The sequence below is a fragment of the Chryseobacterium sp. KACC 21268 genome (assembly GCA_028736075.1).
Taxonomy (GTDB): domain Bacteria; phylum Bacteroidota; class Bacteroidia; order Flavobacteriales; family Weeksellaceae; genus Epilithonimonas.
This window is the reverse complement of the sequence record CP117875.1, coordinates 3,338,316-3,359,159: the sequence shown is the minus strand read 5'-3', so window position 1 is coordinate 3,359,159 and position 20,844 is coordinate 3,338,316. Positions and strand designations below refer to the sequence as shown.

At 37.3% G+C, this 20,844-nt stretch carries 21 protein-coding genes; 7 read left to right on the top strand and 14 right to left on the bottom strand.

The window, feature by feature from the left end:
• Positions 1-57: 57 nt before the first annotated feature.
• The 3 genes from PQ459_15335 to PQ459_15325 all read right to left on the bottom strand — a co-directional run bounded on the left by PQ459_15335 (position 58) and on the right by PQ459_15325 (position 2,636).
• Positions 58-729 (bottom strand): hypothetical protein, encoded by a 672-nt coding sequence (locus tag PQ459_15335; protein ID WDF46271.1) that lies wholly within the window; start codon positions 727-729, stop codon positions 58-60.
• A 158-nt stretch (positions 730-887) separates the two neighbouring features.
• Positions 888-1,589, bottom strand: a complete 702-nt coding sequence (locus PQ459_15330; protein ID WDF46270.1) for a hypothetical protein — start codon at positions 1,587-1,589, stop codon at positions 888-890.
• 288 nt (positions 1,590-1,877) lie between these two features.
• Positions 1,878-2,636, bottom strand: coding sequence for a hypothetical protein (locus tag PQ459_15325; protein WDF46269.1), 759 nt, complete (start codon positions 2,634-2,636; stop codon positions 1,878-1,880).
• A gap of 477 nt (positions 2,637-3,113) precedes the next feature.
• Between PQ459_15325 and PQ459_15320 the strand changes: the two genes are divergently transcribed.
• A complete protein-coding gene (locus PQ459_15320) occupies positions 3,114-3,902 on the top strand; it encodes a hypothetical protein (GenBank protein ID WDF46268.1) in 789 nt (262 codons plus the stop codon).
• Positions 3,903-3,946: 44 nt separating this feature from the next.
• Here PQ459_15320 and PQ459_15315 read toward each other — a convergent pair whose 3' ends face one another.
• From PQ459_15315 to PQ459_15305, 3 genes are all read right to left on the bottom strand, one after another.
• Entirely contained in the window at positions 3,947-5,932 is a 1,986-nt protein-coding gene (locus PQ459_15315; protein WDF46267.1) for a urocanate hydratase, read from the bottom strand.
• Positions 5,932-6,363 carry a hypothetical protein gene (locus tag PQ459_15310; GenBank protein WDF46266.1) on the bottom strand — a complete coding sequence of 144 codons (432 nt, stop codon included), beginning with the start codon at positions 6,361-6,363 and terminating at the stop codon, positions 5,932-5,934. The genes PQ459_15315 and PQ459_15310 overlap by 1 nt, the downstream gene beginning before the upstream one ends.
• Before the next feature lie 195 nt (positions 6,364-6,558).
• Positions 6,559-6,975: an endonuclease domain-containing protein gene (locus PQ459_15305; protein WDF46265.1), complete on the bottom strand. Its 417-nt coding sequence runs from the start codon at positions 6,973-6,975 to the stop codon at positions 6,559-6,561.
• Between the two features lie 209 nt (positions 6,976-7,184).
• Here PQ459_15305 and PQ459_15300 point away from each other — a divergent pair, with 209 nt between their 5' ends.
• Positions 7,185-7,580: an acyl-CoA thioesterase gene (locus PQ459_15300; GenBank protein WDF46264.1), complete on the top strand. Its 396-nt coding sequence runs from the start codon at positions 7,185-7,187 to the stop codon at positions 7,578-7,580.
• Positions 7,581-7,615: 35 nt separating this feature from the next.
• Here the strand turns inward: PQ459_15300 and PQ459_15295 are convergent, their stop codons facing one another.
• The 4 genes from PQ459_15295 to PQ459_15280 form a co-directional block, all read right to left on the bottom strand.
• Positions 7,616-7,906 carry a hypothetical protein gene (locus PQ459_15295; GenBank protein ID WDF46263.1) on the bottom strand — a complete coding sequence of 97 codons (291 nt, stop codon included), beginning with the start codon at positions 7,904-7,906 and terminating at the stop codon, positions 7,616-7,618.
• Between the two features lie 79 nt (positions 7,907-7,985).
• The gene (locus PQ459_15290) at positions 7,986-8,963 is read right to left on the bottom strand and encodes a D-glycerate dehydrogenase (protein ID WDF46262.1); all 978 of its coding nucleotides are present in this window, start codon (positions 8,961-8,963) and stop codon (positions 7,986-7,988) included.
• A gap of 232 nt (positions 8,964-9,195) precedes the next feature.
• On the bottom strand, positions 9,196-9,879 hold the full coding sequence (locus PQ459_15285) for a VTT domain-containing protein (GenBank protein ID WDF46261.1): 684 nt from the start codon (positions 9,877-9,879) through the stop codon (positions 9,196-9,198).
• Between the two features lie 76 nt (positions 9,880-9,955).
• Complete coding sequence (locus tag PQ459_15280) at positions 9,956-11,236, bottom strand: replication-associated recombination protein A (GenBank protein WDF46260.1); 1,281 nt, start codon at positions 11,234-11,236, stop codon at positions 9,956-9,958.
• 135 nt (positions 11,237-11,371) lie between these two features.
• Here PQ459_15280 and PQ459_15275 point away from each other — a divergent pair, with 135 nt between their 5' ends.
• From PQ459_15275 to PQ459_15265, 3 genes are all read left to right on the top strand, one after another.
• Positions 11,372-11,905, top strand: coding sequence for a DUF2975 domain-containing protein (locus tag PQ459_15275; protein ID WDF46259.1), 534 nt, complete (start codon positions 11,372-11,374; stop codon positions 11,903-11,905).
• Positions 11,906-11,908: 3 nt separating this feature from the next.
• Positions 11,909-12,112 (top strand): helix-turn-helix transcriptional regulator, encoded by a 204-nt coding sequence (locus PQ459_15270; GenBank protein WDF46258.1) that lies wholly within the window; start codon positions 11,909-11,911, stop codon positions 12,110-12,112.
• Positions 12,113-12,310: 198 nt separating this feature from the next.
• Positions 12,311-13,015, top strand: a complete 705-nt coding sequence (locus PQ459_15265) for a hypothetical protein (protein WDF46257.1) — start codon at positions 12,311-12,313, stop codon at positions 13,013-13,015.
• 3 nt (positions 13,016-13,018) lie between these two features.
• Here the strand turns inward: PQ459_15265 and PQ459_15260 are convergent, their stop codons facing one another.
• Entirely contained in the window at positions 13,019-13,996 is a 978-nt protein-coding gene (locus PQ459_15260; protein WDF46256.1) for a polyprenyl synthetase family protein, read from the bottom strand.
• A 279-nt stretch (positions 13,997-14,275) separates the two neighbouring features.
• On the opposite strand from PQ459_15260, the gene PQ459_15255 reads away from it, so the two are divergent.
• Positions 14,276-15,664, top strand: coding sequence for a peptidoglycan DD-metalloendopeptidase family protein (locus PQ459_15255; GenBank protein WDF46255.1), 1,389 nt, complete (start codon positions 14,276-14,278; stop codon positions 15,662-15,664).
• Positions 15,665-15,684: 20 nt separating this feature from the next.
• Here PQ459_15255 and PQ459_15250 read toward each other — a convergent pair whose 3' ends face one another.
• The 3 genes from PQ459_15250 to rlmN form a co-directional block, all read right to left on the bottom strand.
• Positions 15,685-16,572, bottom strand: coding sequence for a hypothetical protein (locus PQ459_15250; GenBank protein ID WDF46254.1), 888 nt, complete (start codon positions 16,570-16,572; stop codon positions 15,685-15,687).
• A gap of 9 nt (positions 16,573-16,581) precedes the next feature.
• A complete protein-coding gene (locus PQ459_15245; GenBank protein WDF46253.1) occupies positions 16,582-17,094 on the bottom strand; it encodes a 5'(3')-deoxyribonucleotidase in 513 nt (170 codons plus the stop codon).
• Positions 17,095-17,160: 66 nt separating this feature from the next.
• Positions 17,161-18,195: a 23S rRNA (adenine(2503)-C(2))-methyltransferase RlmN gene (gene rlmN, locus PQ459_15240; GenBank protein ID WDF46252.1), complete on the bottom strand. Its 1,035-nt coding sequence runs from the start codon at positions 18,193-18,195 to the stop codon at positions 17,161-17,163.
• Between the two features lie 250 nt (positions 18,196-18,445).
• Here rlmN and PQ459_15235 point away from each other — a divergent pair, with 250 nt between their 5' ends.
• Positions 18,446-20,776, top strand: a complete 2,331-nt coding sequence (locus PQ459_15235) for a GAF domain-containing protein (GenBank protein WDF46251.1) — start codon at positions 18,446-18,448, stop codon at positions 20,774-20,776.
• The last annotated feature ends 68 nt before the right edge of the window (positions 20,777-20,844 follow it).

Genomic DNA, 20,844 nt, shown 5'->3' with positions numbered 1-20,844 from the left:
TTTAATTAAAAAACCTGCCCAACGCAGGTTTTTTATTTTAAAATCAGTAAAGAAAATCTACTTATTTATTTTGCTCTTCAAACTAATAATCACAACCCCATTTTTCCCTTTCGCTCCATATTTAGAAATGGCTTCTTTGCCTTTTAAAACCTTAAGATCCTTAATGTTATTTGGATCGATCTGCTGAAATTGTTTATTCGTAATAATCTTTCCCTCTACAACGTATAATGGTTGATTGTTTTCGTTAATGGATAAAGGAGCTCCAAGTCTGAGCTGTTGCGTTTTTGGATTCTGTATATCAGCATTTGATACAGCAATCTTCCCAAGCCTTATAGGTCTGTTTTGATCTGTTTGAACAGGTTGTGCTTTAGGCGGTTGAACTTGTGCTACTTCGCCTCTGACCTGTATCGGGACGTCTGTTTTTACGGGATGATTCACTTTCGGTTGAGTCTGTGCCGAGACGATGCCTCCGGACGTGAGGACAAAACCAACGGCAAATTTTGCAAACAAAGAATTGATGAAGGAATAGCTGAGGTTTCTGTCCAGTTGATCTACGCGGAAATTGCCGCAGATGTTTGGATTTTGGAAAAGATCATTCATAATTTCCAGATCGGAAGCGTTTGTGAAATCTCGTACGCTCTTGGAACAAACTTGGCAGAATCTGCCTTTCTCTTCGGGCGTCATCGTCGCCCAGTTTTCGTGACACGGTTTTGGGATGGTAACTTTCATAATTGGATCTTATTTGTTTTTAGGTCTTACGCAATCTTCAATCTTTATCGGTATTTCAGTTTCGAAATGATGGCGATTTCATAAGGTCTTTTTATCTAAGATGCATTTTCATGTGCAAAGGTTGGAAAAGTTACTTAAAATTGTGATCAAAGAAAAACTTAACTCGTAATCCTGTAAACATAGAGATTCACTTTTGTATTGGTTAGCAGTCCCAGATTTAGCAGTCCGTTGAGATCTACGGCAAAGGTGAGTGTGTCTCCGGTATTGAGTGAAACGATGGACTGGATGCCCGACGAGGTAATGGGAACGGAAGCCAGCGTGATGCCAAGCAGTGATACCCGTACGCCGTCAAAGCTTTTCTCTTCCCAGATCTCGTTGTTTTTTAAAATGCCGAGTTTTTTACCGCCAAGTGCTTCTAGATTCACGCCGGCTTCCAATTGGAATTCATAACTGATAACATAAATTCCGGACTTCTGAGCGGTATAAACGCCATCTGTAAACAGGGCAGGATTGCCAAGCTTGGTGTCTGTACTGCCTGTGATGTTCAGTTTTTGCCAGTTTCCGCCGATGCTGAGATTCAGGAGTGACCAGTTTCCGTTTTTGGTGGCATAGTAGGCGGTGCTTCCGTGGAAAAGGCGATCGCTGTTGATTTCCTTGATTTCGCTGTCTCCATTGGGTGACGTATCCCGAAGGAGGATGGTATGATCTGAAGTCACATTTTCTACATTGGCAATAGTTCTGATAGTCATATTACCATTGATGTCCAGTGTGGATTTGGGGTCGGTGGTGTTGATTCCGACCTGTGCACGGGTGACGGTCGCCAACAAGACCAAACCAAAAAAATAGAATCGCTTTTTCATAATCTGTAGTTTTATAATTAATACTAACCTTTGTGCTTTTGATTATATTGAATAAAAACATCTTTCTGTTTTCGCTTTTCCGACTGCCTTTGACTTCCTTCTCAGAAAATCGAATTTCCTTAGCTTCCTACTGCAGTACAAAGTTTGTGATAAAAAACGTCAGATTGTTCCGTATAAATACCACATTTTGTTCTTCACGAAATCTACTTAATGGTTTTGTCAGCGACCGGTTTTCATAAAAAAACCTGCCGATGGGCAGGTTTGTGATTTGTATAAATTGAAGTGAGATTAGAGATGGAAATACCTCGGATCGGGATATTGGAACTCGAAGTTTAAATCTGAGATTAATCTGGCTGGCGAAATAGTTCTGCCCGTGGTTGCTCTTTCCCCATTGTAAGGTAAATCTTTCTGTGCATTAATCACTTCCTCTTTGTTCGGATGAATGGGTGCTACGATGTTGTAAACTTTGGATTGAGATTGATTGTCCAGCATTTTTTCAACAGCAGAACAAATATCCGCGTAGTGAATATGGTTGACTAATAGATGCAGGTCGGAAATATTATAATTCTTCAAAAGCCTTTCGCTACCCATTAATCCGGCTAATCTCAGAATGTTGGTCTGAGGAAATTGTTCCAAAATAAAACTTTCACTTTCCACATTTTCAGCAGGCGTATCATCTTCCGTAAATTCCTTTTCTGACTGAGGATAAACGCCGGTGGAACTCATTAAAAACAATTGACCTTTGTAATCGCCAAGAAAGTTCAGCAGGTTTTGACGTTTGTCATTCATCGCAATCTGCGCCCCGCGAAGTCCTGAAAACGGCACGCTTATGATAATGGCATCCAAATCTTTTGCAACTTCCCACGGTTTCATATTGGCATCCAGTTCGTCGGGAAAACTGACTAGAGTAGCGTGGTAGCCTTTGGCGTTGAGGTCTTGTGCTTTAGAAGGCGTGGTGGTGGTAGCGAAGATGTTGTATCGGTCTGACAGTCTTTCTGCGATGTGATTTCCGAGCCAGCCGTAGCCGATGATTCCTAGGTTTTGCATTTTAAAAAAAAATTGAGAGTTTGTTTGATTATTAAAATTATACTTTAATTATAATTTGTTTAGATTTTATCAAAATTAAATATTAGAATCTTTAAATATTTTTTATATTGCTACTAATATTTAAAAAACTAATATGGCTAACCAAGAAAATTTTAAAAATTTTATTTCTAAACTAAACGATAGAATTTTCAAAGAAAAAGAGAGTCAGGAATGACTTCATATGTTTTATATTCGGCATTGATATTTTGCATTTATAAATTGTATAAAAATTCTTTGTACTATTTCCAAAATTTAGAAAATTTAGATATTTACAACTCAATATTTTTAGTAAGTTTTGTATCAAACTCAATGATTGCTATTTACTTCATAGTATCATCTTTTCAACCTGAGAAAAAATTCTTTTCAAACTTCACGAGAATTAAATATGATAAATCAAACACTAGTTTCTACGGATATGTATTAACAATAATTTTCTTTATGATACCAATATTAAGTACTCTATTTTCATTTATTTACAGAACAGATCAATTGAATATAGTATACTTTCTTTTTTTAGGAGTATTGAATATTATAACTCTTATATTAGTTTTAAATACAATTTTAGAAAAAGATGATATAAAATTAATAAAATCAAATATTGATGAAAATAATAAGCCTTTGGAAGCATTAATTTTTTTTATTTCCCTTGGAGTTATAGTTTTTTCGATAATAATGTCAATTAAAATACAATTAGATGAAAAGTTTATCTTTATTAAAATCGTACTTCTTTTATATGTAATTTTATTTATTTTTGAGAGAATTATAGAACAAATTAGAAAAGATGATAATACATTTAATTTAGAAAACTTTGAGTATGAAATTTATTTAAAAAATCTAAATGATGATCAAATAAGAGAAAAGTTACAAGAAAATTACGTTGGTTTTTTCATTGATTACTGGATCGATTTTAATAATAAAAAGTATAACGATTTTTCATATGAAGTAGAAAATAAAATACAAAATATCAAATTGGAATTACAGAATCTTAATCAGGTTGTTGATATTAAAAAATATCCAATAGAATTTGATGGTAGAAAAAAACAAATTCTTGGTAACTTCCAAGATGAGTTGAAAATAGAAGTCAATAACTTTACTAATTTACTAAAGGAAATAAGAAATATTAATAAAGACAAATCTACATTAAGTGATACTGAGAGGCAACAATTAATCGATTTAGAAATAAAAGTTACGGGGTTTATATCAAAATACAAAAACTATAAGATTTAATCAAAAACCTGCCTCACAGCAGGTTTTTCCATATCTAAAAAGTTTTAAAACAAACTCTCATCCACAAAATTCGGCAACGTCACTTTCAAATTTGGCTCAGCTTCCATCGCACGTTTAATTGCGAAAACAGCACCTTCATTTCTTGCCCAGCTTCGTCTCGAAATTCCGTTGTTCACGTCCCAGAACAGCATAGATTTTAATCTTCTGTCGGCATCATCGCTTCCATCGAGCAACATCCCGAAACCACCGTTGATCACTTCGCCCCAGCCAACGCCACCACCGTTGTGGATGCTCACCCAAGTTGCCCCACGGAAACTGTCGCCAATCACATTGTGAATCGCCATATCTGCCGTAAATCTCGAGCCGTCATAAATGTTGGAAGTCTCTCTGTACGGCGAATCCGTCCCCGAAACATCGTGATGGTCTCTTCCCAAAACCACTGCTCCGATTTCTCCGTTGGCAATGGCTTTGTTGAAGGCTTCAGCGATTTTCATTCTTCCTTCTGCATCGGCATACAGAATCCTCGCCTGCGAACCAACGACCAGATTGTTTTCCTGAGCACCTTTGATCCACGTAATATTGTCTTTCATCTGTTGCTGGATTTCTTCCGGTGACGTTTTAATCATTTCCTCTAAAACCGCACACGCAATATCATCGGTTTTCTGCAAATCTTCCGGTTTTCCGCTGGTACAAACCCAACGGAACGGCCCGAAACCATAATCAAAACACATCGGTCCCATAATATCCTGAACGTACGATGGGTATTTGAACTCCCTTCCAATCGTAGGATTTTCTGACATTACATCGGCTCCGGCTCTGGAAGCTTCGAGTAAAAAGGCATTTCCGTAATCGAAGAAATAGGTTCCTTTCGCAGTATGTTTATTGATGGCGGAAGCGTGTCTTCTCAAGGTTTCCTGAACTTTTTCCTTGAATAATTCAGGGTTTTCTGCCATCATCGTATTCGATTCCTCGAAGGTTTGACCAACCGGATAATAACCACCCGCCCACGGATTGTGAAGCGAAGTCTGGTCTGAACCAATATCAATTCTTAAATTTTCTTCATCAAATTTCTCCCAGATATCGACGATGTTTCCAAGGTAAGCCAGAGAAACCGTTTCCTGATTTTCCTGAGCTTTTCGTACTCTCGCCACCAGTTCATCCAGATTTTCGTGGATTTCATTCACCCATTTCTGTTCGTGACGTATTTTGGTAATCTTTGGATTCACTTCCGCAATCACCGTAATACAACCTGCGATATTTCCGGCTTTTGGCTGAGCTCCGGACATTCCGCCCAAACCTGAAGTGACGAATAATCCGCCTTTTGGTTCTTTATTAATTTTTCTGAAAGCATTTAAAACGGTAATCGTCGTTCCGTGCACAATTCCCTGCGGACCGATGTACATATAAGATCCGGCGGTCATTTGTCCGTACTGCGAAACACCCAGCGCATTGAATTTTTCCCAGTCATCCGGCTTGGAGTAATTTGGAATCATCATTCCGTTGGTTACCACCACTCTCGGCGCATCTTTGTGCGAAGGAAACAATCCCATCGGATGACCGGAATACATCGTCAACGTCTGTTCGTCCGTCATTTCCGACAGATATTTCATCGTCAGAAGATACTGCGCCCAGTTGCTGAATACCGCACCATTTCCACCGTACGTAATCAGTTCGTGCGGATGTTGCGCCACGGCATAATCCAGATTGTTCTGAATCATCAGCATAATGGCTTTTGCCTGCTCAGATTTTCCGGGATATTCGGCAATATCTCTTGCTTTCATCTCGTAATCGGGACGGAAGCGGTACATATAAATTCTGCCGTATTTTTCCAGTTCTTCCCTGAATTCCGGCAACAATTCTGCGTGGAATTTGGGTTCGAAATAACGTAAAGCGTTTTTCAGAGCGAGCTTTTTCTCTTCGTCTGACAGGATTTCTTTACGTTTCGGTGCGTGGTTGATGTGGTTTTCGTATGGTTTTGGCTGAGGTAATTCGGTGGGAATGCCTTGTTTGATTTGTTGCTGGAAAGTCATTATATCGTTGATGGTTGTTTGTTGATAGTTGATGGATTTTTTGTTGTTTTAAATATATTTAAAATGAAAATTATAAAACCGATCATTGTTAATGGAATTAGAATTCTATTTTCAGGATTATTAGAAAGTAAAATGTAGTTTAAAATAAATGTAATGAAATGAACTATAGAATATAGAAAATCTGTAAATCTTCCAATCAGAAAAATAATAAAATAGCTTAAAAGATATATTGGATACGTAAAAAGGAAAAAAGAACCGGTATAAATTGGGTTTCTCAAAATTCCATCAATATCAATTCCTCCAAAATTTATAGTTCTATTGACACCATAAGTTCCTACGACTCCTTTTGCTGATAAAAAGTAAAATATAATTAATAGTAAAAGCGGAGTTAGGAATAAGAAAAACAGATGTTTTGTAAAAACTTTTTTCATAAATAAGTCTAGATTTTCAAAGTTTTAAAGATATTCAATTTGAAAAATATATAGTAATGAAATAAGAAAAAATTCCCCTCCTCTGGAGGGGAGAAATTTGAGATTGTAAATTTCAGATTTCGGGGGTGGTCAAGTGTGTCGAACCACCCCGTCTTCTCCCTTTTGTCCAATCCACCCATCCGGAGGAGGGGAATTTTAGCATCTGTAGTTTTCAATAATAAATGTCTCCAATTCTTTCATCACCAAAGCCAAATTATTCTTCACATCAAAATCAGTAATTCTGACTATTTTCAAATTCAAAGATTCCAGATAAGTTTGTCTGATGCCATCATAAACTTCTTTCTCATCGTGACTCGAACCATCGATTTCTACTATTAATCCAAGAGTCTTGACATAAAAATCGACAATATAGTTTCCTATAATTTTTTGTCTGTCAAAATCTATGTTATGAAATGTTCTTGCTCGAACTTGCTTCCAGAAAAGAACTTCGATTAGAATTCCGGTTTTGCATTTTCCGCTTAATAATTTTTTTAGGTGAGGGTTGTAGGGTAGGTGTTCTACGAAGTTCCTGCGGATGGGAACTCCGTGGATGTGAGTTAGGATTTCATTCATTTGTTTGTGTTTTTGAGTGACCACCCCGTCAAAAATTCTTCGAATTTTAGTCGCCCCTCCAGAGGAGGGGAATTTGAAAAATCATTAGAATGATTTTGACTGATGATTTATTAGAATCTAATTTATGAAATTTCTTAGAACAGTTTCTATCACTTATATTTGCACCTTCAAAAAACGATTCTAGTACACAATTATAAAGCTATCAAGAAATGAATTACGAAGACAAAATCCAGCAGTCGGAAACGCGTGTTTTCAAAGTGGTTTTCCCGAATACAACCAATCATCATAACACGATGTTCGGTGGGAAGGTAATGGAAATGATGGATGAAGTGGCTTTTATGACCGCCACGCGATTTGCGAGAAAGTCTTTTGTGACCGTAAGTTGTGACAGGATTGATTTCAAAAAACCAATTCCGGCTGATACGATTGTAGAGCTTGTTGGTCGAATAAAATACGTCGGGAACACGAGCGTGAAAGTGAATGTGGAGATTTTTGTGGAAGAAATGTACAATGATACGCGCGAAAAGGCTGTCTCAGGCGATTTTACTCTGGTAGCGATTGACGAAAATAAAAAGCCTTCCAGAATATTTAGAGATTTGAACTAAAAATAAAAGCTTACCTATGTGGTAAGCTTTATTGTTTATTCTACAATGTCGTCGTTTTCTTCTTCGTGGTCATCTTCATTGTCGCTCGTGCTGTAGTAATTGTTTTCTTCGTCCGGAAGTTGATTGGTTACCTGGTCGAAGTTGTCATCATCTTCAGCGCCTGGAACGTCTAGTCCGAATGGCATTTCGTCGTTCACCTGACTTGGATTTCTGATTGGATTTCCATCGCCGTCGATGGGAATATGCTCTTCTCTGTTGAAAATGTCGTCACCTGGATTGTAATCCAAATCTTCCAAATTTTTTTCGATGTTATCTTCTGGTGTCATAATATTTATTTTTTGGTTGATTGAAGATAGACAAATATGATTCCAAGCTTTGTTTTTGAAAGATTTATTTTGATGAAATTTAATCTTCGTAAACTTCAGGATTTACGCAAGTAGGCATTTTTTCGCCTTTACTGAAAGCAACGACGTTCTCAGCTGCCAATCTTGCCATTCCGCTTCTGGCTTCCAAAGTTGCAGAACCAATATGCGGAAGGACACAAACGTTTGGAAGTCCTAATAACGGACTGTCTTTCTGCATCGGTTCCGGATTGGTAACATCAAGACCTGCGCCCCAAATTTTTCCTGAAATCAAAGCTTCAAACAAATCTTTTTCATTATGAAAACCACCTCTTGCGGTGTTGATGAAAATCAGATTTTCTTTCATTTTTTCGAAAACTGATGTGTTGAAAAGGTCAGCTTGTTCTGGTGTGAAATTCGCGTGAATACTTATGATGTCTGAGTTTTCCACCAATTCGTCAAAAGAAACATATTTTGCGTCGAGTTCTTTTTCAGCTTCTTCGTTGTGGCTTCTGTTGTGGTAGATGATGTTCATTCCGAAAGCGGCTTTGCACTTTTCAGCCATTTCAAAACCGATTCTTCCTAGTCCTAAAACGCCTAAGGTTTTTCCGTAAAGTTCCTGACCGAGTTCTTCCAAAGGGTCGAAGTCTTTCCAGTTACCGGATTTTACTTTTGCAGTGTTGTAGTTTACTTTTCTGGAAACCATTTGCATCAGTAGAAATGCAACGTCGGAAGTGGCGCGGCTCAAAACGTCTGGCGTGTTTCCAACTGCGATTTTTCGTTTAGTTGCTTCTTCGATATCTACTTGGTCGAAGCCTACGGAAAATAGGGCAATAGCTTTTACATTGGGGCAAGCGTCGAAGAATTCTTTGTCATATTTGTTCTTTCCGCCGACACTTAGGATGATGTCTGCTTGTTGGCAGCTTTCCAGCCATTCTTCGTGGGTTGGGTTTTCTGTTTCAGGGAAAATGATGTCTAAATTTCCGTCTTTCAAAATCTGAATCCCATTGTCCGGAATTCTTTTGTTTACAAATACTTTCATTTCTTATTTTTATTTAAGATTTAATTGAATGTCAAACGTTCTTTTGTACCGAAACCCGCAGCCCGACTTGAACGGAAATCCTTTTTTGTTTGTACTCTCGTTCTATTTAATGTCAAATCGTCGAGCAAAAAAGATTGGGAGTGGAAGGCGGATAAAGCTGCCCAAATATTTAAATGCAAAAAACCGGAAAGTGACTCCGGTTTTATATGTTTTGCTGATATTTCAATGTTGATTAATCAATTTTCGTTGGTCTCTCTTTATCCTTAGTGAAAAAGAACTTGATAATGATAGGCAAAGTTGTGACCAAAACGATGACCAAAACGATGATTTCTAATTTTTTCTTCAAATCGATGCCGAACTGGTCCATAAATAACTTGTCCAGATAATGTCCTGCAAAAATCATTGTGAATGACCACGCAAAAGCTCCGATGATGTTGTAATAGAAGAATTTCTTCTTGTCCATTTTCACAATTCCGGCAACGATTGGCGCAAATGTTCTCACGATTGGTAAGAATCTCGCAAGGATGACAGCCACAGTTCCGTGGTCTTCGAAGAAATCGTGTGCCTTGAAAAGGTATTTTTTCTTGAATAGGAAAGTGTCTTTTCGCTCGTACAACAACGGTCCGCTTTTGTAACCAAACCAATAGCCAATCTCGTTTCCGATGATGGCTGCAACGGCAACGGCGGTCGCCAAAATCGTAGTATCCAGAAAATCAGAACCTGTGGTTCCGAAAGTTGTATCGATGATTTTAATGGCGTAAATCCCTGAAATAAAGAGTAAACTGTCGCCCGGCAAAAAGAAACCTACAAAAAGTCCTGTCTCTGCAAAAATGATAAATAAAATAAGCCAAAAACCACCCATTTTGATGTAAAATTCGGGGTTGAGTAGGTCTTTCCAGCTTTCGAAATGTTCCATAGTTTTCTGTCTTGCGCAAAGATATTAAAAGGAATTTGAATTAATCAGCTTAATGTAAAAATTAGGAATATTTAACTCAAAGGTCATATTTGTCTTTCCATTTATCCTTCAGCTGTTCGCGGATTTTCTTCTCCGTTGAGTTGTTGGCAGGATTGTAGAAAGTAGTTCCGGTAATTTCATCGGGCAGAAATTCCAAATCCACAAAATTGCCTTCGTAGGAATGTGCGTATTGATAATCTTTTCCGTAGTCCAGATTTTTCATCAGCTTGGTCGGCGCATTTCTGAGGTGGAGTGGAACTGGCAGGTTTCCGGTTTTCTTCACAAAAGACATTGCTTCATTGATGGCATTATAAGTGGAATTGCTTTTCGGGGAAACGGCGAGATAGACGGCAGTTTCGCTGAGGATAATTCTGGCTTCTGGATTTCCGATGACGTTGATGGCCTGGAAACAATTGTTTGCCATCACCAATGCGTTTGGATTTGCTAAGCCAATATCTTCGGCTGCCAAAATCATCATTCTTCTCGCAATGAATTTGATATCTTCGCCGCCGACCAACATTCTGGCGAGCCAATAAACAGCGCCATTTGGGTCGGAGCCGCGCATCGATTTAATGAATGCGGAGATGATGTCGTAATGTTGCTCTCCATTTTTGTCGTACAAGGCCATATTTTCCTGAAGAACATAAAGGACATCTTTGTTGGAAATTTTATTTTTCTTGGCGAATTTAAATTGATTCAGAACCAATTCTATTGAATTAATCAACTTTCTGGCGTCGCCCCCGGAATATTGGATGAAGGCTTCTTTTTCCTCGAGGAAGAATTTGGTTTGATTCAGTTCGTTATATTTTGAAACAGCAATGTCAGCAAGTTCTTCCAGTTTTTCAAACGTCAAAGCTTTGAGAATATAGACCTGAGTTCTCGAAAGTAAAGCGGAAACCACTTCGAAACTTGGGTTTTCCGTGGTTGCGCCAATCAAAGTAATCCAACCTTTTTCGACCGCGTGAAGTAAAGAATCCTGTTGAGATTTGTTAAACCTGTGAATCTCATCAATGAAAAGAATCGGGCTTCTTCCGGAAAAGAGATTTTGTTTTTTGGCTTCGTCGATGATATCCCGAACGTCCTTCACGCCCGCAGAAACAGCTGATAATTTGTAGAACTTTCGTCCTGAACTTTCCGATATGATTTCAGCCAGAGTTGTTTTCCCCGTTCCCGGCGGTCCCCAAAAAATGAGAGAATTAAACGTGTCGTTGTCCATCATTCTTTTGATGGTTCCGGATTTCCCAGTGAGATGTTCTTGTCCCAAAACGTCATCCAGAGTTTTTGGACGTAGGATTTCGGCAAGTGGAGAATTGTTCATATTTCAAAATTACGGAAATTAAATACTTTTCAAAACCAATAGATTATATTAAAATTTTATTTAATGAAAAAAGATTAATATTTATTGTTTATCAATAAATATTTTTTGATATTTGCATTGTTAAAATGATTACAAATGAAAACAAAAACAATTCTTTCGATTCTGAATGTCCTTGCTTGGATTGCATTCATCGGTTTGTGCATCAAGACCGGAACTTTGATATTTAATTTGATTTTCGGTCTGTTTATGAGTCCTGATGGCTTGAGAGATTCTTATTCGATTATCAATCTTTCTGATTTGGCCAAAAGTAATCCTACGGAATATCTTTCTCTAATGTCACTCTTGATTTTTGTTTCGGGACTGCAGGCTTATCTGTTTTTTCTGACAACACGGTTATTTGAAAAAATAAATCTCGAAAATCCCTTTACAGAAGTGGTTTCCCGATTGATTGCGCGAATAAGTTACACGGCTTTTGAGATTGGGATTTTGAGTATCATTACACAAAACTATGCCGAGAGATTGCTTAAGAAAGGACTGTTTCTACCAGATATCGGGGAGTTTGTGAACTCATCTTCAGAGTTTATTTTCCTCGCCGGAATCATCTACGTCATCGCTCAAATCTTCAAAAGAGGAATCGAGTTACAGAATGAAAACGACCTAACCATCTAAGCTATGCCGATAATCGTAAACCTGGATGTGATGATGGCCAAACGAAAAATGTCATTGAACGAGCTATCTGAAAAAGTAGACCTTACGCTATCAAATCTTTCCATTTTGAAAACGGGAAAGGCGAAAGCTGTTCGTTTCAGTACTTTGGAAGCAATTTGTAAAGCTTTGGATTGCCAACCTGGTGATATATTGGAGTATAGGAAATGAAAAGAATGTTACTTTTCAAATTCACAATTCATTTAATCAGAAAAAACTTAATATTGATAATTCAGTATTAGCATAGATATTGCAATACTTTTATTAACTTTAAGTTAAATCACAGTAAATATTATTATTAATCATCAAATACCATTTTTTATGTTGCTAGAGTACCAATAGATAAATATTAATTTAAAAATTAAAACTATGAAAATTACAAGTAGTCTTCTCTTTAGATTTTGTATTTCTTGCCCCGTTTTAAATTTTGCGCAAGTAGGAATTAATACAACTAATCCACAAGCCACTTTGGATATTAACGGAAATTTGAAAATCCGTTCTATTCCTGAAACATCGGTCTTACCAGGCTACAAAGTCCTGGCCATCAACGAGAGTAGCTTTGAAGTTACCAATGTGAGCCCTGCTTTATTGAGTTCTCCTGTCAATACAAGTGCGGCGAAGGTCAAATCTGTTTCCGGTCTTTCTTTACTTTCTCTAGACCTTAGTCTCTTCAACTCCTGGAATATATTAAAATTCGACACTGTAGAAATAAACCCAACTGGTTTCACTTCCGCAGCTAATGATTTTTATTATACCGTTCCCACAACAGGAAAATATGTAATTGATTTTTATTTTAGGAATAATACCTTATTGACTTTAGGAGTCCAAACTACGACTCGTATTGGTATATTAAAAACAACCAGTTCAAATGTATCCTCATTGATTGATTCAAAACTTGTGACCGTCGTAAGCGTCCTATTGGCAAGTTACTATTACGAAAATATCGATTCAATCTACGAATTGCAGGCTGGAGATAAGATTCGCTTTGTTTTCAACAAGGGTGGTCTAAGTTTGGATCTTGGATTATTGTCCAGCGCGACAGGCAATGCCATTCTGTACAAAGTTTCGGATTAAAGATTAGAGCTTTCTACTGATTACATAGTCCAACATCAATTTCAAGGACTCTTTTGCTTCATTATCAGGAAATTCATTTAAGATTGCCAGCGCTTTCTGCTGGTAATCTTTCATCGTTTGGATCGCGTAATCCATTCCACCAGAAGATTTCACGAATTCAACAAGTTCACGAACTTTTTTAGAATCGTTGTTATAACGCTTTATGGTTGCGAAATATTTTTTGTAATTCTCAGGACTTGCATTCCTCAAAGTGTAGATCAACGGTAAGGTCATCTTTTGTTCCTTGATGTCAATCCCAACTGGTTTCCCAATGATATTGCTGGTCTGATAATCAAAAAGGTCATCCTTGATCTGGAAAGCCATTCCCGTGTAGGTCCCAAATTTCTGCATTTTTTTCGCAGTCGCCTCGTCCACATTGTTGGAGAGAACACCAACTTCACAGCACGCCGCAATCAAAGTCGCCGTTTTCTGACGGATGATCTCGTAGTAAACATCCTCCGTAATATCCAGTTTTCGAGCTTTCTCAAGTTGAAGCAATTCACCTTCCGACATCTCGCGGATCGTCCTTGCAATCACAGAAAGCAGGTCAAAATCCTTGTTGTCCGTAGATAGCAAAACCGATTTCGAAAGCAAATAATCGCCCACCAAAACCGCAATTTTATTCTTCCAAAGCGCATTGATAGAAAAGAAATTCCGACGCTTGAAACTCTCATCCACAACATCATCGTGCACCAAGGTCGCCGTGTGGATCAGCTCGATCATACTTGCGCCACGGAAGGTTTTTTCGTTCACATCGCCGACCAGTTTTGCGCAGAGGAACACGAACATCGGCCGCATCTGTTTCCCTTTTGTCGTGACGATGAAACGCGTGACCTTGTCCAATAGAGCAACATTACTTTTCATAGATTCGTAAAACTTCTGCTCGAAAAGTTTCATTTCCTCAGAGATCGGAGCCTTGATTTGTTCTACAGTATTCGCCACTTTTTGCCTTTAGAGATTATTTTTTTTGGAGCAAGACGCTAGTACTTCTTTTCACTTGTCCAACCCGCTTTCCGTTGCAATCTTTTTTTCCATCGCTCAGCCTTAGCCAAAAAAGGATTTCCACTGCAATCGGGGCTATGTTGACGATTTGTCTGTCAATTGACCAAAAAACTATTCTACAAATATAATCCATTTCTTTTTGATTGTAATATACTTCAGGCTTAAACTAATATTTATCAGATTTTTTTTAATTTTAGCCTATAATAAAACAGCATAATCATGAAAAAAAATTACTTACTATTTTCAGTCTTTGGAATGTTATCTTTAAATGCACAAAATGGACAGGGCTTTTATCAGCCTTCTAATTCAGTTTGTCTATCACCTGAGCAGCGAGAACTTATACAGGAAGAAATCAACTTCAATCGAGAATCACTTAGGGCGCAAAACAAATTGCAAGAAAATAAAACACTGGCGCATCCACTCTTTATTTGGCCTGTTAAAAAGAATCCAAATACCAAGTACAACAACGTTTGGAGTATTTCAAATCACGTAGATCATAACTCTGCATATCCCAACAAGGTGGAGGATTGGAATTGCGGCGCGAGAACTTATGATACCACAGATGGTTATAATCATATGGGAATCGATATTTTTACCTGGCCGTTTGGCTGGTACATGATGGACAACGATCAGGCGCACGCTGTTGCCGCAGCAGATGGCATTATTATCGGAAAAGACAATGGTAATTATGACAGAAACTGCAGTTTCGGAAACGGCGATTGGAATGCTGTTTACATTCAACACGGAGATGGAAGCGTCTCCTGGTACGGACATCTGAAGAATAATTCACTAACTTCGAAAGGTGTTGGCTCATTCGTTTCTGCAGGAGAATATTTAGGTGTTGTGGGAAGTTCAGGGAATTCGACAGGTCCACATCTTCATTTTGAGGTCTATAACAATAATAATCAGTTGGTTGATACTTATTCTGGTAGTTGTAACACTTGGACTTCGTCCACAGATTCCTGGTGGGCAAGCCAGAAACCTTATGTAGACCCAAAAATAAATGGAATTTTCACCCATTCTGATACAGCTGTTTTTGATAATGGATGTGGCGTTCAGGAAACTACGAACTTCAAAGACAGCTTCAATACAGGGGAAAAAGTGATGGTCTATATGTATTTTGCCGATTTGCCGGCTGGGAAAAGCATTAATCTTAAATTGATAAGACCCGACAATACGATTGCTTATAGTAGTACCTTCAATAATTCTATTTTTTATTATGCTTCCTATTGGTATTTTACATTTCAAAGCTCCCAATTCAACCAATACGGAAACTGGAAAGTGTCAGTAACAGTTGATTCTGAAACTGTAACACATGATTTTGTTTATGGTGCAAATATGAATGTTGCCGACTCCAAAATATTAAAAAAGTTTTCTGTAATCAATCCAATCAAGAATAATCAATTGCAAATCATAAGCAAAGCTAATTTTGCTTCGGATAAAACAAAAATGGAGATTTTCAGCCTGGATGGAAAATTAATTGAATCTAAAAAAATTGAGTTAAAACAAGGACAAAATCTGATCGATGTCAAATTGCAAAAATCTCAAAATTATATTTTGAAAATATCGGAAGGAACTGATAATGAGAGTTTTAAAATAATCAACTAAAATATGTTATTCCGAATTTTTTAATTCGGAATAATTTTTTCGTAAGGAATAAAATAAAGACTTTGAGGCACTTTTTTGATTTTTATATCGAATCTTTCACCAGAAATATAGATTCCGTTTTGCGTCGCCGTGATTCCCTCGATCTGTCCAATGTTGAAAGCTCTTCCCAAAGCAAACTTTTTCAATGGTTTATTAAAGAACAGATTTCCATTCTCATCCTTCTCGAAAATCATTAGAAAAACCCGCGCTTTCTTCGTGTAACCAACAACGTACAATTTGTTATCATAAAAAGAAGCATCCGTCACCACAAATCCAGTATCAAAACTTTCCAATTTCTGAGCAGGTTGATTTTCAGGTAGATTCGGGTTGATGACGTAATGAGAAACCGTGTTCGTAATCCATTCCTTCGTGAAAATATGAATATTCCCATCCAAGAAGATCATCGCTTCCGCATCAAAATTATTGTTGATATTCTTCGGCGCAAAATCTTCTTGTTCCGGATAATAAAACGGAATCGCTTTGATGGAATCAATAATTATGGAGTCATTCTTGAAAGGCGCTTTATAAACTTTCAAATCCTTTCTAGTCCCCAGATTGTTCCCAAATTCTCCGATATAAAAATTCTCAACATCGTTCGTTATCGCTTCCCAATCAATGTTTTTAAGTCCAGTTTGAAACGTCTTTTCGATATACGAACTTCCTGATTTTATCTCAAAAATTTCACTCGTATTCCCGCTGTCGTTGAAAGAAAATATTCTGCCGTCAAGTTCCGTCAGTCCAGAGCTTTCTCTCAACGAATCGCTCAGAATGGCACTTTTATATTTTTTGAGTTTTAGTTTTTGGGTTTTCTGCGCAGAGATTTGAAAACTGAAAAGCAAAATGAACAAATAGAAAAATTGTTTTTTCATAGCACGAAATTAAAGAATATTCAGGATATCATTCCAGTCAGAAACGCGTGTGGAATTTTCAACTTTTGCATTCTCATTGTGAGGCTGCGAAAAAAGAATTCTTTGCCCAGCGAAAAGATTTAGGTTTTTCGGGTGGTCATCAATCATAACATCACCAATGATAAAGTCCTTTCGTCCACAGAAGATCATTTGCTTCCAACTGATAAAAGGGAAATGTTCGCCTAGCCATTCAGCTTTTTCGGTAAGACTGTTTGGGAATTCTGTTGCGGAAGAAACGATGAGAATATTGTATTTGTCATTCAAATATTTCAAAACTTCAACAGCGTTTTCATTGACTGGAACAGTTCTGAAAAAACCTTTGGCATTCACATCTTCTAAGAAATTGGGGAATGCGACTTCTTCCAATAATCCGGAAATATTTTCCCAGCAAATTTGGTTTCCGTTTCGTTTGTATTCGTAATCGATGAAATGTTGGTTTGTGTTGGCAAGAACGCCGTCCATATCTACTAAAATCGTCTTCATATTGTAAAAATAAGAATTGATCTTTGGAAGGAAAAACTTAATAGATTAAAAGATTGTAAAAGAAAATTATTCCGCAGATTTGTTCGCCAATTGTCCGCAAGCGGCGTCAATATCACCACCACGGCTTTTTCTGACCATAATAGTGATGCCGGCTTTTTCCAGTTCACGAACATATTTTTCTTCCGCAGCAATACTTCTGTGGTCAAATTTCCCTTCCCCAATCGGATTGTATTGAATCAGGTTGACTTTGCTCGGAACTTGTCTGCAATATCTGATCAAGGCTTTGATATCTTCGTCGCCATCGTTGATGCCTTTCCAAACGCAATATTCAAAAGTGATTGGTGATCCTGTTTTTTGATACCAATATTTTAGCGCATCCATAATATCCGTCAAAGGAAATTTCTCGGAAAATGGCATAATGTCATTTCGCTTATGCTCGATTGCGGAATGTAAAGACAAGGCTAATTTCACTTTGATCTCTTCATCGGCCAACATTTTTATCATTTTCGGGATTCCGGATGTGGAAACGGTGATTCTTCGTGGAGACATTCCCAGACCTTCCGGTTTAGTGATCTTGTGAATGGCCTCGACAACATTTTTGTAATTCATCATCGGTTCGCCCATTCCCATAAACACGATGTTCGTCAATGGTCTGTCAAAATACTCTTTGCTTTGTCTATCAATCAAGGCAACTTGATCCACGATCTCTGCAACTTCCAGATTTCGCATTCTCTTGAGTTTCGCCGTTGCGCAGAATTCACAGTTCAATGAACATCCAACTTGCGAAGAAACGCAGGCTGTGCTTCTAGATTCTGTGGGAATCAAAACGGATTCTACCATCAAACCATCGTGAAGTTTTACGCCATTTTTGATGGTTCCGTCTGTTGATTTCTGCAACAAATCGACAGAAATTGGATTGATGAAAAAATCGCGCGTCAGATTTTCTCTCAAGTCTTTAGAAAGATTCGTCATCTCATCGAAGGAATGCATATTCTTGCTCCAAAGCCAATCGTAAACCTGTTTCGCACGGAAAGGTTTTTCGCCAATCGTTCCGAAATAGTCTTTGATCTGATCCAGGTTAAGTGTTCTAATGTCCTTCAATGTTCTAAAATTTTTTGCAAAGATACGGGATAATGTAGCAATTTAAAAATGTAACAATATAGCAATAGATAAATGTGATAATTAGGCATTGTATGAAGTTTCAATATTTCGTTTTGAGTCATTTAATTCATTATTAAATTGTTATACTGTTAAACCGGTTTATTGTTATATTGAAATAAAGTATTTTAAATTTTGAATCGACTTTATTAATATATTCATAATTCTTACATTTGCATTGATTTTTACCCTCATGGAATTCCAAGCCGTTTACGAAAGCCCTTTTACGCTCAAATTCTCATTTGAAAAACTGATCCAAAAAATGGAATCCGAAGCTTTTCAAAATGCAGAATATGCCTTTTCTCATAAAAATATTTTAGATAGGACTAAAGAGTTTCCTGAGCTGAAAGATGGAATCAACAATCTTGATTTTTTTGTTGAAAATGAAGCATTGATGAAGGAACTTTTGAAAGATCTTTTCCCTCATATGCTCACGAAAAATGAAATCAAGGCAATAGGTTTTCCCTTCTACAATTTCTTTTTCAACCCAACGGAACGTTTCCAAAACATCATTGATAAAGCGGGTGAAAACTTCGATATGATCATTAAGGATATGGATCCGCACCGTTTTTATGTGATCAGTTGCTGCATTATTTTGCGTAATTATTACAATGTGGAACTTAATTTTGTGCAGCCTTTTATATTCGATATTCCAACGGAGGAAGGTATTGTGAATCATTATCGTTTCCTTAATAATGTGGATTTTATCGAAATCAATCCAAAAGAAAATTTCAAACGATTAACAGAAGATGAGATTGCCGAATTGCTGGACAATTTTGAAGATCACGATCTATGGAAAGAAAAATTCCCTCCTAATAGCTGGGAACTTAAGGGTTTTGCGGTCATCAGTTTTTTTGATGCGACTACAGAAAGCGCCATCTCAAATCTGAAAAGTAAGCTGATCAATATCGAAGACGATAAAAATCTGAAGGGAGAACTGAACACAATTTTTCGTTCAATTTTTCAGGTTGCTGATCTGGAGTTGGGCTACACGGCCATCAATCAAGAGGATAATAAATTTGTGCGAAGTCCTATTAATGGGATTATGGATAGTTTTATACTCACATCGGGGCCAAGAGATTGTAAGAATGAAATGCTCTGCGAAAAGAACTTCAACGCGCTTGTAGATTCAAAAAAATACTTCAGTGTTTCTGATGTCGACAGAAGTTTTCAGGAATATCCGGATAGCCAGATGGCGAAGCAGTTGTACGAAGCAGGAATCAAAAGTGCGATTTTTGCACCAATTATCAAGGATAAAAGAATCCTTGGGATTGTGGAATTGGTATCGAAAAAGAAATTGCTAAACAGCATCAATGCCAACAAAATGGAAATCGTAATGCCTTATCTGGTAGATACAATGGACAGACTTTACACCGGAATTGAGACGCGCATTCAGGCTATTATCCAAAGGGAATACACATCCATCCATCCCAGTGTATATTGGAAATTCCGACAGGAGGCAGAGCGTCACATCGGATTTTTCAATGCGGAATTTGATATGCCTTACAGGAATATCAGTTTTCAGGATCTTACGCCACTCTTCGGACAGACAGATGTTCGTAACTCTTCGGTGTCAAGGAATTTGGTGATCAGGCAAGATTTAGAAATTCAATTGGGATTGATAACGGATCTACTAGCAAAATTTGGTTTAGAAAATGATTTTGATGTTGTAATAAATAAGCTGAATTACTATCAGGAATTACTGAAAACCGATATTAAGGCTGACACAGAAAATATTGTTCAGACTTTTATTCTGTCCGAGATTCATCCATTATTTGAGTCGATAAAACTTCAGAATATTGATTATAATCAGTTGGTTACGGATTATTTTAAAAAATTGGATGTCAGAACCAATATGGTTTATGATTTCCGTAGAAAGTTTGATGAGAGTTTGTCTTCCATTAATAAAAATTTGGCGGATATTCTTGACAAAAGACAAGAGGAGCAGCAAGTCCGTTTTCCGTTCTACTATGAGCGTTTCAAAACGGATGGAGTAGAACATAATATGTACATCGGATCATCTATTGCGCCTGATTTGACGTACGATCCTGTGTTTTTGAAAAACTTGAGATTATGGCAACTTCGTGTCCTTTGTGAAAGTGAATTGCAATACAATCAATTCCGAAAAAATCTGGAATATTCTCTGGATGTCTCTTCATTAATTTTGGTTTACAGCACGCCTATCAGCATCAGATTCCGTATGGATGAAAAACGTTTTGACGTGGATGGAAGCTACAATGCGCGCTACGAAATGATCAAAAAACGCATCGACAAATCAACGATTAAAAATTCGACTGAAAGAATCACTCAGCCAGGAAAAATCAGCATTATTTTTTCTCAGGAAAAGGAAAGACAGGACTATTTGAAATTGATTAAAATTCTTCAAAATCAAAATATTTTGGAATCAACTGTAGAAGAATTGGAAGTGGAAGATTTGCAGGGAATTAACGGGCTGAAAGCTTTGCGTGTTGGCGTGAATTATGAGGCGACGGAAGTGGATTATGATTTTGTTGAGGTAGTTTAATAAAAATTGATAATTAGGAATAGTCTAACCATGATTTTAATGTTTAATTCTATCACGAAAATTAATCT

What these genes read in the sequence shown, in the direction of transcription:
- PQ459_15335 (WDF46271.1), bottom strand. Translation starts at nt 729, where the DNA reads ATGAAAGTTACCATCCCAAAACCGTGTCACGAAAACTGGGCGACGATG.
- PQ459_15330 (WDF46270.1), bottom strand. Translation starts at nt 1,589, where the DNA reads ATGAAAAAGCGATTCTATTTTTTTGGTTTGGTCTTGTTGGCGACCGTC.
- PQ459_15325 (WDF46269.1), bottom strand. Translation starts at nt 2,636, where the DNA reads ATGCAAAACCTAGGAATCATCGGCTACGGCTGGCTCGGAAATCACATC.
- PQ459_15320 (WDF46268.1), top strand. Translation starts at nt 3,114, where the DNA reads ATGATACCAATATTAAGTACTCTATTTTCATTTATTTACAGAACAGAT.
- PQ459_15315 (WDF46267.1), bottom strand. Translation starts at nt 5,932, where the DNA reads ATGACTTTCCAGCAACAAATCAAACAAGGCATTCCCACCGAATTACCT.
- PQ459_15310 (WDF46266.1), bottom strand. Translation starts at nt 6,363, where the DNA reads ATGAAAAAAGTTTTTACAAAACATCTGTTTTTCTTATTCCTAACTCCG.
- PQ459_15305 (WDF46265.1), bottom strand. Translation starts at nt 6,975, where the DNA reads ATGAATGAAATCCTAACTCACATCCACGGAGTTCCCATCCGCAGGAAC.
- PQ459_15300 (WDF46264.1), top strand. Translation starts at nt 7,185, where the DNA reads ATGAATTACGAAGACAAAATCCAGCAGTCGGAAACGCGTGTTTTCAAA.
- PQ459_15295 (WDF46263.1), bottom strand. Translation starts at nt 7,906, where the DNA reads ATGACACCAGAAGATAACATCGAAAAAAATTTGGAAGATTTGGATTAC.
- PQ459_15290 (WDF46262.1), bottom strand. Translation starts at nt 8,963, where the DNA reads ATGAAAGTATTTGTAAACAAAAGAATTCCGGACAATGGGATTCAGATT.
- PQ459_15285 (WDF46261.1), bottom strand. Translation starts at nt 9,879, where the DNA reads ATGGAACATTTCGAAAGCTGGAAAGACCTACTCAACCCCGAATTTTAC.
- PQ459_15280 (WDF46260.1), bottom strand. Translation starts at nt 11,236, where the DNA reads ATGAACAATTCTCCACTTGCCGAAATCCTACGTCCAAAAACTCTGGAT.
- PQ459_15275 (WDF46259.1), top strand. Translation starts at nt 11,372, where the DNA reads ATGAAAACAAAAACAATTCTTTCGATTCTGAATGTCCTTGCTTGGATT.
- PQ459_15270 (WDF46258.1), top strand. Translation starts at nt 11,909, where the DNA reads ATGCCGATAATCGTAAACCTGGATGTGATGATGGCCAAACGAAAAATG.
- PQ459_15265 (WDF46257.1), top strand. Translation starts at nt 12,311, where the DNA reads ATGAAAATTACAAGTAGTCTTCTCTTTAGATTTTGTATTTCTTGCCCC.
- PQ459_15255 (WDF46255.1), top strand. Translation starts at nt 14,276, where the DNA reads ATGAAAAAAAATTACTTACTATTTTCAGTCTTTGGAATGTTATCTTTA.
- PQ459_15250 (WDF46254.1), bottom strand. Translation starts at nt 16,572, where the DNA reads ATGAAAAAACAATTTTTCTATTTGTTCATTTTGCTTTTCAGTTTTCAA.
- PQ459_15245 (WDF46253.1), bottom strand. Translation starts at nt 17,094, where the DNA reads ATGAAGACGATTTTAGTAGATATGGACGGCGTTCTTGCCAACACAAAC.
- PQ459_15235 (WDF46251.1), top strand. Translation starts at nt 18,446, where the DNA reads ATGGAATTCCAAGCCGTTTACGAAAGCCCTTTTACGCTCAAATTCTCA.